Source organism: Crystallibacter degradans, from assembly GCF_012952295.1.
GTDB lineage: Bacteria > Actinomycetota > Actinomycetes > Actinomycetales > Micrococcaceae > Crystallibacter > Crystallibacter degradans.
Map to the genome: position 1 here is coordinate 529,500 of NZ_JABBCH010000002.1, position 13,078 is coordinate 542,577.

The 13,078-nt window shown below is 68.4% G+C and carries 10 protein-coding genes; all 10 read right to left on the minus strand.

Annotation, left to right across the window (positions count from 1 at the left end):
* Positions 1–27: 27 nt before the first annotated feature.
* Positions 28–834 carry a DNA-formamidopyrimidine glycosylase family protein gene (locus tag HGO92_RS06235; RefSeq protein ID WP_169992889.1) on the minus strand — a complete coding sequence of 269 codons (807 nt, stop codon included), beginning with the start codon at positions 832–834 and terminating at the stop codon, positions 28–30.
* A complete protein-coding gene (locus HGO92_RS06240) occupies positions 827–5,692 on the minus strand; it encodes an ATP-dependent helicase (protein WP_169993111.1) in 4,866 nt (1,621 codons plus the stop codon). Before HGO92_RS06240 ends, HGO92_RS06235 begins: the two co-directional genes overlap by 8 nt.
* A gap of 46 nt (positions 5,693–5,738) precedes the next feature.
* On the minus strand, positions 5,739–6,431 hold the full coding sequence (locus tag HGO92_RS06245; protein ID WP_169992891.1) for a DUF4232 domain-containing protein: 693 nt from the start codon (positions 6,429–6,431) through the stop codon (positions 5,739–5,741).
* An 86-nt stretch (positions 6,432–6,517) separates the two neighbouring features.
* Positions 6,518–7,309 carry a YcnI family copper-binding membrane protein gene (locus tag HGO92_RS06250; protein WP_169992893.1) on the minus strand — a complete coding sequence of 264 codons (792 nt, stop codon included), beginning with the start codon at positions 7,307–7,309 and terminating at the stop codon, positions 6,518–6,520.
* A 98-nt stretch (positions 7,310–7,407) separates the two neighbouring features.
* Entirely contained in the window at positions 7,408–8,067 is a 660-nt protein-coding gene (locus HGO92_RS06255) for a hypothetical protein (protein WP_169992895.1), read from the minus strand.
* A 99-nt stretch (positions 8,068–8,166) separates the two neighbouring features.
* On the minus strand, positions 8,167–8,634 hold the full coding sequence (locus HGO92_RS06260) for a 23S rRNA (pseudouridine(1915)-N(3))-methyltransferase RlmH (protein WP_205834198.1): 468 nt from the start codon (positions 8,632–8,634) through the stop codon (positions 8,167–8,169).
* 90 nt (positions 8,635–8,724) lie between these two features.
* The gene (locus HGO92_RS06265; protein WP_346768873.1) at positions 8,725–10,086 is read right to left on the minus strand and encodes a flotillin family protein; all 1,362 of its coding nucleotides are present in this window, start codon (positions 10,084–10,086) and stop codon (positions 8,725–8,727) included.
* A 152-nt stretch (positions 10,087–10,238) separates the two neighbouring features.
* The gene (locus HGO92_RS06270) at positions 10,239–11,075 is read right to left on the minus strand and encodes a thioesterase family protein (protein ID WP_169992897.1); all 837 of its coding nucleotides are present in this window, start codon (positions 11,073–11,075) and stop codon (positions 10,239–10,241) included.
* A 40-nt stretch (positions 11,076–11,115) separates the two neighbouring features.
* Positions 11,116–12,183, minus strand: coding sequence for a tellurite resistance/C4-dicarboxylate transporter family protein (locus tag HGO92_RS06275; protein ID WP_346768874.1), 1,068 nt, complete (start codon positions 12,181–12,183; stop codon positions 11,116–11,118).
* Between the two features lie 248 nt (positions 12,184–12,431).
* A complete protein-coding gene (locus tag HGO92_RS06280; protein WP_169992899.1) occupies positions 12,432–12,947 on the minus strand; it encodes a hemerythrin domain-containing protein in 516 nt (171 codons plus the stop codon).
* Positions 12,948–13,078 lie beyond the last annotated feature (131 nt).

Here is a 13,078-nt window from a genome sequence, read left to right on the forward strand (position 1 = left end):
GTCCCCCTTCTGGAATTCTGTTGCTAATCATATGGTCTCGGGCTGGCAGCGCGGGCAGAAATACAGGTCCCGCTCCGTTAGCTCCGTCTCGCCCAGCTTGGCATGGACTACCGGGGTGCGGCAGCGCAGGCAGGGCTGCCCGGCCCGGCCGTAGACCCAGACCGGACTCGCGTTCCGGCCTGCCGGCCCGCCGGTGGTGTTGCGCCGGTTCCGGTCTTTGTTCGCTTCAAGCAGGGTCTTGGCCAGCTGCACGATCCGGGGCAGGTCCGGTACCTGGCCTACCTTCGCCAGCGGGTGCACGCCGGCCAGGAAACAGAGCTCGCAGCGGTAGATGTTGCCGATGCCGGCGAGGTTCCGCTGGTCCAGCAGCGCCAGGCCGATGCCGCGCTCCGGATCGGACCGCAGCCGCCGCAGCGCTTCCTCCGCGTCCCAATCCAGGCCCAGCAGATCCGGCCCCAGATGGCCCACTGCCTTGGCTTCCTCCGCCGTCGGTATGACTTCGAGGATGCCCAGCAGGAATCCGACGGCGGTGGCCGGCTTGGTCTCCAGCACCACGCGGGCCTGGAACGCGGGCTTGTTCCACCGCTGGCCGGGAGCGTAGATCCGCCAGCTGCCGTCCATCAGCAGGTGGGAATGAATGCTCAGTTCCCCGGCGGGTCCGGAGGCGCGCATCAGCAGGTGCTTGCCGCGGGAGATGACGTTGTCCACGGTGTTGCCCGCGAGGTCCAGGGTGGCCAGCTTGGGCACGCGGAAGTCGGAGCGCAGCAGCACTTGCCCGGCCAGCGCGGCGTGCAGGCTGCGCGCGGTGCGCCAGACGTTGTCCCCCTCAGGCACGGAACCTCAGTCCCCGCGGCGTGGTGTAGAAGCCGGCGCCGGTCAGTGCCCGGGCCACGTCCGTGTCGAGCACGGGTGCGCCGTTCACCTTCTCCACGGCCATCTTGTCCGCGGCGCCGCGGCGGATGATGCCGACCAACGCCTCGGCACACAGCGTCAGCGCGTCCGGATCCTCGGTGAAGGTCAGCAGCGTCTTGCCGCCGCGCTCCACATACAGGGCCAGCTCCCCGTCCACCAGCACCACCAGCGCACCGGCCTTGCGGCCCGGCCGGTGTCCGCCGTCCTGCACCGGCCAGGCCAACGCCGCCCCGTACGGATTGGCCGGATCCGTGGCGGCGAGCGCGAGCGCGGACGGGGCCTGCTCGCCAAGCTGTGCATCGCGGTTGAAGGAGCGCAGCCGGTCCACGGTGGCGGGTACGGCGAACTGCGCGGCGCCGAGGTGCTCGATGAAGTAGCCGCGCCGGCAGCGACCGCTTTCCTCCAGCCGCGCCAGCACCTTGTAGAGCAGCCCGAAGCCGCCCGGAATCCCTTCATTGGCCACCGAGCCGCGGGTCACCACGCCGTAGCGGTCCAGCATCAGTTCGGCGGTGGCATGCGCGTGGATGGTCGGATCCGCTTCCGGCGCCGGCAGCAGCGACCAGCGCCCGGCCGCGAGCGGAAGTGACGCTCGTCCAGGGTGTCCCGCTCCTGCGCCCGGCCTCAGCCCGGCACCCGAGCCAAAGCCGCTCCCTGCGCCGAGCCCGTGAATCCGCCCGATCCGGCCCAGCCGTGCCGAGCGGGCGCGCGGCGCGGACGGCCGCTGCTTGTGTGCGGTGGTTCCGCCGGCGAGCAGGGCGCGCACCGGGGTGAACGTGTCATTGGTGATCCGCCCGGCCCAGACCAGTTCCCACAGGGCCGTCACGACGTCGGCGTCCGTGGCCTGCGTGCCGGCGGCCGCCAGCGCGTCCGCGAGTTGGCGGAAGAAGAAAGCTGCGCCGCCGAACTGCCCGCCGGAGGCAAGCAGGTTCAGCAGTTCGTACTGCAGCACGCTGGGCTCGAAATCGGGCTGCGGATTCAGCGTCAGCGGGGCGTTCTCGGCCAACTGCAACGTGATCCAGCCGTCGTTTCCCGCCAGTGAACCGGCGCCCGCCCACAGCACCTCGCCGGTGGCGGTCAGCTCGTCAAGCATCGACGGCGCGTAATTGGCCACGCGGGTGCCCAGGATCAGCGGCTCCCAGGCCGACGCCGGCACGGGCACGCCGGAGAGCTGGTCGATCACGGTGGCCACACCGTCGAGTCCCCGCAGGCCGGAGCCGACGTTCTGCCAGACCGGCAGGAACCGCGCGTAGGTGGCCGGATCCACCGGCTCCACTTCCTGCCGGAGGGCGGCCAGCGAACGGCGGCGGATCTTGCGCAGCACCTCGACATCGCACCACTCCACCACACCGGTCACCGGCGGGACGGCGCTTTCCGGCGGACGGAACTCACCCTCGGCCACGCGCCCGTCCTTGAGCAGCCGGCGCAGCGCGGTGTCGACCACGGCCACGCCGAGCCCCAGCCGGGCCGCGCATTCCGGCGCGGTGAACGGTCCGTGCGTGCGGGCGTACCGGCCCACCAGGTCCCCGAGCGGATCCGCCACCGGCTCGATGAACGCCAGCGGCACCCCCATCGGCAGCGGCACCCCGAGTGCGTCGCGCAGCCGCGCGGCGTCTTCGACGGCGGCCCAACGCCCGACGCCGGCAATGCCCACCTTGAGTGCGCGGTTGGCTTTGGCCAGTTCCGCCAGCAGTGGCTCGACATAGGCCACGGCGGCATCGTCCACCGCAGCCTCGCTGTCCGGCGTCGTGGTCTCGGCTGCTGCCGGCCCCGCGCCCTCGGGGAGATCGACGCGCAAGGCGATTTCCGCCGTCGTGAGCGGTCCGAGCAACCGGAGCAGGTCCGCGATGCCCTCGATGCCGCGGACCTTCCGGTCCTCGCTGAGGCGCTGGAGCTCGCGCTCCGTGCGGGCGATGATGTCCGCGTCCAGCAGTTCGCGCAGTTCCGCCCGGCCCAGCAAGTCATTGAGCAGCGACGGATCCAGCGAGAGGGCCGCCGCGCGCCGCTCGGCCAGCGGGGAGTCGCCTTCGTAGAGGAAGGACGCCACGTAGCCGTAGAGCAGCGAGCGGGCGAACGGGGACGGTTGCGGCGTGGTGGTCTCGAGGATGCGCAGTTCCCGACGCTCGATGGAAGAGGCGATGTCTTTCAAAGCGGGCAGGTCGTAGACATCCTGCAGGCATTCGCGCACGGTTTCGAGCACGATGGGAAAGGTGGGGTACTTCCGGGCGACATCCAGCAGCTGGGCCGAGCGCTGGCGCTGCTGCCACAGGGGGGTGCGTTTGGCCGGGTTCTGCCGGGGGAGCAGCAGGGCACGGGCGGCGCACTCGCGGAACCGGGACGCGAAGAGTGCCGAGCCGCCGACCTCGGCCGTGACGATCTGGTCCAGCTCCTCCGGATCGAACAGGAACAGCTCCGCGCCCGGCGGCTCGTCCTCCATCATCGGCACGCGCAGCACAATGCCGTCATCTGCGGCCATGGCGGAGCCATCCATACCGTAGCGCTGGTGCAGCCGGGCGCCGACGGCGAGGGCCCAGGGCGCGTGCACGGGCATGCCGAACGGGCTGTGCAGCACCACCCGCCAGTCGCCGAGCTCGTCATGGAAGCGCTCCACCACCAGTGCCCGGTCGCTGGGCACCACGTCCGTGGCCTGCCGCTGCTCGGCCAGATAGGCCACCAGGTTGGCGGCGGCCCATTCATCCAGGCCGTTGCTGCGCAGCCGTTCCAGTGCCGGCTCCTCGGCTGTTGCGGACAGCTCGCGCACAAAGGCGCCCAGCGCGCGGCCCAGCTCAACCGGGCGGCCGAGCGAATCGCCCTTCCAGAACGGGAGTTTGCCGGGCTGGCCGAAGGCGGGGGAAACCAGCACCCGGTCATGGGTGATGTCTTCGATCCGCCAGCTCGTGGCGCCCAGCGCGAAGACATCCCCGACGCGCGATTCGTAGACCATCTCCTCGTCCAGCTCGCCGACCCGCCTGCCGCCCTTGCCCGCGCCGTCTTCGGAGCCCACGAGGTACACGCCGAAGAGCCCGCGGTCCGGAATGGTGCCGCCGGAGGTGACCGCGAGCCGCTGGGCGCCGGGTCGCCCGGTGATGGTTCCGGCCACGCGGTCCCAGATAATCCGCGGGCGCAGCTCGGCGAACTCGTCCGAAGGATAGCGGCCCGCGAGCAGGTCCAGCGTGGCCTCGAAGGCTGAGCGCGGCAGCGTGCCGAAGGGTGCGGAACGGCGTACGACGTCGAACCATTCCTCTACCTCCACGGGACCCAACGCTGTGGCCGCCACCGTTTGCTGGGCGAGGATGTCCAATGGGTTCGCCGGAATGTAGAGCGGCTCGATCCGCCCGGCCAGCATGCGCTCCACCGTGACCGTGGTGTTGACCAGGTCCTGGCGGTGTTTGGGGAACAGGACGCCCTGCGAGGTCTCGCCGACCTGGTGCCCGGCCCGGCCTACGCGCTGCAGCCCGCTGGCCACCGACTGCGGGGATTCCACCTGGACTACCAGGTCAACGGCGCCCATGTCGATACCCAGTTCCAGGCTGGACGTGGCGACCACGCAGCGCAGCCGGCCGGACTTCAGGTCATCCTCGATCAGCGCCCGCTGGTCCTTGCTGACCGAACCGTGGTGGGCACGCGCCAGCAGCGGCTCCGCGCCGGAAACCGTTCCCGCCTGGGCCATGATCTGCGCAGGCATGCGGGACGGGGAGCCGGTCATGGCCGGGCTGGCCGCTGTGGCACTTCCGGCGCCGGCCGAAGGCCCGTCGGCCCCGGCGGCATTGTCCGGTGGCTGTTCCGTCGCCCAGACCTCGGCGGCCGCCTGACGCTCTGCCCAGATTTCGTTGAAGCGGGCCGTGAGCCGTTCGGCCAGGCGCCGGGAGTTGGCGAAGACAATGGTGGACCGGTTTGCCGCGATCAGGTCCACGATCTTCTCTTCGACATGCGGCCAGATGGATGCCGGCTGTGCGCCCGGCCCGAGCTCCTCCGCCGACGGTGCCGCCAGCGCCGTCATGTCCTCCACCGGGACGGAGACGGTCAGGTCCCACTTCTTTTGCGACGGCGGCGCCACGATTTCCACCGGCGAGCTGCCGCCGAGGAAACGGGCCACCGTCTCCAGCGGTTCAACCGTGGCCGAAAGCCCGATCCGCTGGGCCCGCTTCGGCAGCAGCGCATCCAGCCGCTCCAGCGAGAGCGCCAAATGCGCCCCGCGCTTGGTCCCGGCCACGGCGTGGACTTCGTCCACAATGACCGTGTCCACCGCAGCCAGCGTCTCGCGCGCCTTGGAGGTCAGCATCAGGAACAGGGATTCCGGCGTCGTAATCAGGATGTCCGGCGGGTGGGTGAGCAGTCGGCGCCGGTCCGACGCCGGGGTGTCCCCGGACCGGACGCCGACAGTGATGTCCGGGGCGGGCAGGCCCAGGCGCCTGGCAGTCTGGGTGATGCCGATCAGCGGCGCGCGCAAGTTCCGTTCCACGTCCACGCCCAGGGCCTTCAGCGGGGAGATATAGAGGACTTTAGTGCCGCGGGAGGGTTTTTTGCCGCGCTTGCCTGCCGGAAGTTCTTCGATCGGCAGCTCCGGGGCCTGCTCGGCCGCGGTGATGAAGCCATCGAGCGCCCAGAGGAAGGCTGCCAGCGTCTTGCCGGATCCGGTAGGAGCGACCACCAGCGCGTGGGAGCCGGCCGAAATGGCGTTCCAGGCGCCCTCTTGCGCATCCGTGGGCGCGCTGAAGGCCCCGGCGAACCACGCGCTGGTGGCCGGGGAGAACCTGGAGAGAACCGGCGAGCTGTTTTCGATAGTTCGAGACTATCGCCCGCCGCCGACAGGATGCATCCGCCGGCGGTTATGCGGCCACAAAAGTGCCGACCGTCATGAGCACCACGGCCTCGTTGGCGCAGCCGATCGTCTCCTGCGGCGCGGTCAGCCAGGCGGTGTCATTCGGCGAGTAGACACGCACTCCGGCCACATCCGCCTGGTTGCACTCGGGACCGTAGTTGCCGGCGTTGGTCTGCTGCAGCTGGGCCACGGCGGATTCGCCCGGCGCCAGCGCCACGGTCACCTTCTCCGCTGCGGTATCCCGGTCCGCCGGCGCGCCGACCTGGTTGCCTGCGGCGTCTACGTAGGACACCCCGGGGTAGCCGCGGACGGTGCAGTCTTCAGAGTCGATGTTGGTGACCACCAGGCTGCGGTAGACGCTGCCGGCCGCCCCGGCACCCGGCTCGGTCTTGATGGCAGCTTCCAACTGGTCTGCCTTGCATTCGCCCGTTTCGGCGATTCCCTCGGCTGGAGCGTCCGTCGCTTCGGCAGCCGGGGCGGAGGTTTCTGCTTCCTCCGCCGGCGCACTTTCAGTCGCGGCGGAGCCGGATCCCGACGCCGAACCGGAGGCCTGGTCCGAGGCCTCGGGGGCGGTGGACGAGGTGGCAGGAGCGCTGCCGGCGGGCTCCTGGGATTCCGACTGGCCGCAGCCGGCCAGCAGTACAGCACAACCCATCAGAACTGCCGCTGCTGCACCGGGCAGCTTGTTACGTTTCACCATGACACCAGCGTAAGGCCAGCTGGCCCGGAGTCAACGAAACCCGGCCGCCAAGGACCGGGTTTCGCAGACTTTTTGCAGAGCGTTCGTTACTTCTTCACTCCGCGGGTGCGTACCAGTGCCGCAACACCCGCGAGCAGCCCCAGCAGTCCGGCCCCGAGGCCGACCCAGCCGGCCGTGCCCGCACCGCCGTCGTTGTTTCCACCGCCACCGGCCGCGGAGGTGCTGGACGCCTGCTCCTTGTCGGCGGAGCCGCCTTCAGCCGTGCCCTGGCCGTGGCCGGCTGCCTCGGCCGCGGTCACCGCGAACGACGGCGCAGGGGACTCAAGGTCGTGGGAGTCCTGGCCCGCTTCGGCCACCTGCGCCCAGTCCGTGGCGCCCTCGGTGCAGGTCTGCAGTACGGGGAACGTCAGCGTTTCGCCTTCGGCCACGGGCAGTTGCACCTGGATCTGGAGGGCATCTCGGACGCCGTCGGCCAGGGGTTCCTTGGCGGTGTAAACAATTTCGCTGACCCGCTTGGTGATGGTGGTGCCGTTCTCGAGCTTCTTGGGCGTCTCCAGGGCCTCCTCGACCTTCTCGACCTCCCAGCCCGGATGCGCCGTGGGCGTGGCGTCATCGATCTGCGCCGGCAGGCTGATGGCGATTTCCGTGGTGGGCGCACTTTCGCAGCCGTGCGCAAAGTCGAAGGTGAGCAGGGACGAGGATCCGGCGGCCGTGCTGTCCGGGGTGACATGGACGTGGGCCGAGGCCGCGGCGGCACCGACGCCGAGCAGTCCGATGGTCGCGGCGGCGGCAAGCCCGGTGCGCAGGGTGCGCGCCGTGCGGCGGGTGGTGCGGGCATCGCCGGCAGTGCGGGCGGTGTGCGTTATCTGGGTGGTCATGGCTATTACCTTTCAGGGTGCGCCAACAGGGCGCGGTGAGCTGGATGGCCTGCGCGATGGCCGGGCTGTTGCCCGCAGGGCGCCGCAAGCCGGATGGCTTAGTGAAAGGAAAATGCCGGGGGCCCGCGCAGCGGCTCCAGCTTCAGTTGGCATAGGGTCCGGGGGCGCAGCAGCGCACCTGGTGCCGGCGCGGTATGAGCGGGACGAATGGGAAGAACGACGGCGGAGGGCAGCTTGGCGAGCGGCCGCAGCCAGGCGGCAAGCGCCCAGACGGCCTCTTCGCCCCGGACCAGGAGCAGTCCGGTCAGCGCGGCGGCGAGCATGTGGGCGCCGACCATGGCGGCACCATGCCCGGCCGGCCCGTGTGCAGCAACACCAGCAGCGCTGGCGGCACCGGCCACGCATTCCAGCGACCCGGCCCCCGCATAGGCGTGGTGGCCCGCTTCGGTGCACACCGCCGTCGTACTTAGTACGGTGAAGGCCTGGTGCAGTGCCAGTTGGCTGCCCGCGAGAATGGCGGCCATGGTGGTGGGGCCGAGTTTGCGTCCGGCTAGCAAGGTCACCGGCAGCAGCGTCAGCACGCTCAGGCCAATAACGACGCCGGTGGCCGGCATGGTGCCACCGCCGGCCACGTGCGCGGCGGCGGCGAGGCAAAGCACGGTGGCGCTCACGGCGGCGGCACGGAGCAGGCGGAAGGGGGCGAGGCTGACAGCGACAGTGCTGACGGGTGCCGGGCCCAAGAGTGCCGCGGAATGCATGGCTGCCTCCCTTCCTGCCCTTCTTCTACAGTCTGTAAAAGTCTAGCCGCCAGGGACCCGCGCGCCTCAAATCATGTGTCCGGCAAAGCCCCTGTTGCCTCACTCGTGATGGTAGGGGCGGCCGCTTGCAATTTCCTGAGCCCGGTAGAGCTGTTCGATCAGGATGAGCCGGACCATCTGGTGCGGGAACACCAGCTTAGACAGGGACCAGACGAAGTCAGCGCGCTGGTGGATGCTCTGGTCCACGCCGTAGGCGCCGCCGATGATCAACGTGATATTGCGCGAGGTATCCAGCGGCGCCTGCAGCGTGCGGGCCAGTGTGGGGGAGTCGATGTTCTTGCCGCGCTCGTCCAGCAGGATGACAAAGTCGTTGGCGTACTTGCCGCCGAGCTTGCCCAGCAGTTGCTCGGATTCCTCCTTGCGGGCAGCGTCGTGCTCGCGGGCGGAGTGCGGGATGGGCAGCCAGGTGACATCGAACGGCTTCTTCATCCGCTTTTCGTAGCGGTCGATCCCCTCGGCCACCCAGGACTCGTGCTTGCGGCCGACGGTCAGAATGCGAAGTGCCATTGGACTATCTTGTCACCCGGCTGTGGACCGGCGGGCCAAGAGACGCCCAGCCGAACCAGGAGCCTCCCCGCCGAGCCAGGGGACTTACCGCTAACTGCCGGCGTGCTCGTTGTTGTCAGAGGCCGCAAGCAGATCCGTGCTGGTTCCGGTAGCCCCCGCCTTGGATGTCTTTTCGGCGGTCATGTTCCGGGCGACGTCGGTCAGATCCACGCCGGTCATCGTCTTGAGCATGGAGAGCGTTTCCACCAGGTTGGTGGAGATGTTCTGGCTGAGCTTGCTCTCGCCGTCGTTGGAGATGACGTTCAGCTCCGAGATGTTGGCGTAGGGTGCGGCCAGTTCGTGCGCGATCAGGGGGAGCGTGTCCAGCATCCGGTCCAGCACTGCGGCGTCGTTGAACTGCTTGTAGGCTTCGGCCTTCGCAAGTGTGGATGCGGCCTCCGCTTCACCCTGCGCGCGGATGGCGGCGGCCTTGGCTGCACCTTCAAGCTCCACGGCCTTGGCTTCGTTTTCGCGCCGCGCCAGTTCGGCTTCGGCGGCCAGCATGGACTGGGTCTTGGCGGCCTCGGCGATCTGCACCTGGCGGTAACGCTCGGCATCGGCCGGCCGGCGCACTTCGGTGTCCAGTTGCTTGGCCTTCAGTTCCGCCTGGCGGACGGCGACCAGTTCTTCCTGCTCCAGGATCCGCTGGCGTTGCGCGGCTTCGGCCAGCGGGCCGGCGGCGTTGGCTGCAGCCAGCCGGGCGTCGGTCTCTTCCTTGATATCGGCCTGCTTCAGGGCCAGCGTGCGCTGGGCGATGGCAACCTTCTCGTCGGCCAGCGCCTGTGCTTCGGAGGCTTCGCGCGTGGCCGACGCCTCGGCGATAGCAGCCAGCTTGGCCACCTCGGCGGCCTGCGGGCGGCCCATGTTGTTGATGTAGTCGCCCTCATCGTCCACGGCCGAGATCTGGAAGGTGTCGATGACCAGGCCCTGGTTGTTCATGGAGTGCTCGGCCTCTTCGGAAACCGAGGCGGCGAAGGACGCACGGTCCTGGATGATCTGCTCCACCGTCAACGTTCCGACGACGGCGCGCAGCGAGCCCGCCAGGATTTCCTGCGTGTAGTGGTCGATCTGGTCCTGCTGGTTCAGGAAACGCTGGGCGGCCCGGCGGATGGAGATATCGTCACCGCCAACCTTGACCTGCGCAACGCCGGTGAGCTGGAGCTGGATGCCGTTCTTCGAGATACCGTCGATTTCCACCCGGATCTGGCGCGAGGCCAGCGACATGGTGTAGGCCCGCTGGATGAACGGGTACACAATGACTCGTCCGCCGGAGACCACCCGCTGGTCATCCTGGCCGCCCCGGCCGGTAATGATCAGCGCCTCGGAAGGACCCGCCACACGGTACGCCCGCATGAAACTGAAAATAATGATGAGAACGACGACGACGAGAACGGCTGGCAGAACTAACTCCACGGCGGACTGCTTTCTTTGCGAGACTGGCAGGACAGACAACCGCCGTTGTCTGGTGCGTCACTCCGGCGGCCCCACTTCGATCCTAGGGCATGGGCATTGGAAGCTTTCACCTGCCTGTGGAGAACCGCCAGCCTGTGGAGAAAAGCCGGTGCTTACCGCTCGGGGAACTTGCGCACGGTGAGGATCTGCGCTGCCTTGCCCACCAGGCCCCGCTCGTCGTAAAGGTCAGTGGCGGTCATGCCGACGCCGGACGCGCCGAAGTGCACGCGGGCGTCCATGCCGGTCCATTCGCCCTCAGGCTGGCGGAACAGATGCACGGTCAGGTCCAAGTTGGGGAACATGTACTCCCGCGGGCTTTGCCGGACGGCGATGCCGTTGGCTGTGTCAACATGGCCCAGGAAGCGGGCAATGGGCTCGGATTCCTCGCCGTCGACAATCGCGTACGGCGTGCGCATCCAGGCGGCCCCGCTGCCCGGGCCGCGGTCCTCGACGGACAGGAATTCGGTGGAGCGGATGAAGCCCCCGTCCCAGACCGACTCCATTTCATAGGGCCGGCATTCGGCCGGCGGCTTGAGCCGTCCGCCTTCGCCGCCGGCCACTTCGCTGGTGTCCCCGGTGAGGAGGCGCCAGACCAGGGCGCGGATGGCCGGGCGGCCGGTGCCGCTGAGCGTCGCCTCGATCAACTCGATCGTGCGGCCGGGACGGACCACTTCCGTTGTCACTTCGATTTCGCCGCCCGGGATGACCCCGAGGATCTCGAAGGTGACCTGGCTCAGCGCCACTTCCGGCCGCGGATGGTTCTGCTGCACCGCATGGATCAGCAGGCCCGAGGCGCTGGCCATGTGCTGCTCGTGCGCATTCCAGGCGCCCTGCGAGTGCAGGGTCGAGTGGAAGCGGGTGTCGTCCAACCGGATGTAGTAGGCGTCCGGAATCGTTTCGCCCGCGGCACCAATGTGTTCGGTCGTGGTGGTGGTGAGGGAGTCGGCCATGGTCCAACTTTAGTTACCGCCGCCGAGGATGTGGAATCGCTCAGGCCGCGGCGGGTTTCGGCCGGGTGGCGCGGCGGAAAAGCGTGGCGCGCAGGTGCAGGCACATAAACGTGAACGTGGTGAACCAGACGGCGCAGGCCACCCAGATCCAGACCGCGCCGATGCCCTCGACAATCGGGAGGCTGTCCGCCTGGCCCAGGGTCAGGCAGGCGACCGCGTACATCCCGACGGGAAACACAATGCTCCACCAGGTGGCGTCGTACCGCAGCGGCACGCGGTGCCGAAAGTGCCGCCACCAGCCGGCGGCGATGAGGGCCGGAATCAGCCAGGTGGCGAAGGACCAGCACACTACCGAGAGCCCGGCCACCAGACCACGCGTGGCGGTGACCATCGGGGCATCGTCCATCTCCACAATCCGGGCGCCGGCGACCACGGAGATCGCCATCGCGCCCATCGCCACCCAGTAGGGCGGGGTCAGGTCCTCGGGCTTGAGCCGGTAGAGCATCATGCGCAGCGCCACGAAGATGCCGCACGCCGCGTAGAGGAAGATGCCGATGGACCAGCAGAACAGCGCGACAACGGCGAGCTCGCGGCGGAGCGACGGCAGGGCCGGTTCAATGGTCGCGGCGGCCACGGCGCAGGACTGTGCGGCAACGGACCAGATGAACCACGTGCCGTTCGCCGTCGCGGTCACCGGGCGGGCGGTTCTGCCCAGCACGGCTGTCCAGGGCACCACGTAGCCGAGCAGCAGCCAGGCGATGAAGCCGAGCCCGAGCAAACCTGTTGTCCAGCCGATCTGGCCGTCCATGGAGAGCCTGATGCCCAGCACGTTGGTTCCGGCGACGAAGGTGAAGAATCCGAAGCCCCTGCGCGGATCGTTGAAGTCCTCGGAGAAGTTGTGGCGGTGGCGGACCAGCCGGAGCACATGCAGCGCCAGCAGCAGTACGTAGCCGGAGGCGCAAACTGCCAGCAAGATTAACGACGGCGTCGTGAAGCCTTGGATCTGCAGCGCGATGGAGACGATGCCGCTGCCCATCACCAGCGCGAAGTAGCCCGGCGCCAGCGTCGCGACAGCCTGGTCCATCCTGCTGCTCAAACCCGTCTGCACTGCTCCAGCTTATCCACGGTCCTGCGCTGGGACCGGGCCAGGGCAAAACAATAGCCCCGCAACCGTGGGGATCGCGCCCCTACTGACACCCCCGCCATCAAGCGTCACACCCCAAAAATCGCTGAAATTACGGGGTCTTGCAACATTTACTCACAGGCCCAAACGCCCTCTCGCACCGACGAAGAATCGGCCTGGCGGCACACAATTCAGCTATGGACACCGAGTCGAAGTCCGCGCCGGAATCGACATCACAGGTAGGTGAAACGAGCGTCGTAATCGGTGGCCATGCCCGCGACCACTCCTTCGAGCAGCGTGTTGACGTCCACACCGGCCTTAGCCAGTGCCGGTAGCACGATCGCTTCTTCCTTCTCAATCCGGAGTGCGATGAGCACTACCAGGGCCCGGGCACACCGCGCGGCCTCCTGCTCGGTGTCCGCCTGCTCGATCTCCTCGACGAGTTTAAGCATGAACTTGTGATCAGTTTCCAGCGTTGCGACGAGGTGTTCGGCGCCAATGCTGCGAGCCTCTTGGTACACGACTCCGGCCTCAGTCTGCAAATGGGCCAGGACGTCGCCGTGGAGGAACTCCACGAGGATGCTTCGGGCCTGCCGGTCGTCCTCGCGACCATCCGCCGCTGCCGTGAGCCTGTCGGCGCGGTCGACCAGTGCCGCCCACAGCCTTTCATGGTGGCTCCGTGAAGAATGAGCGGTTGCGCCGACGTCCTCGTCGGGCTGGTCCGCGTCGAATTCTGTTGAGTGTGTCATTTGATGTCCTCCATCGTTGTCGTCATCGACCGTCCGGTGTAGTACTGGCGCGTTAGTGCCTATTGGATTGACGATACTGCGCTGGCTCCGGCGAGTACATGATTCAGATCAGGCTCATTCACCTTGTGCTA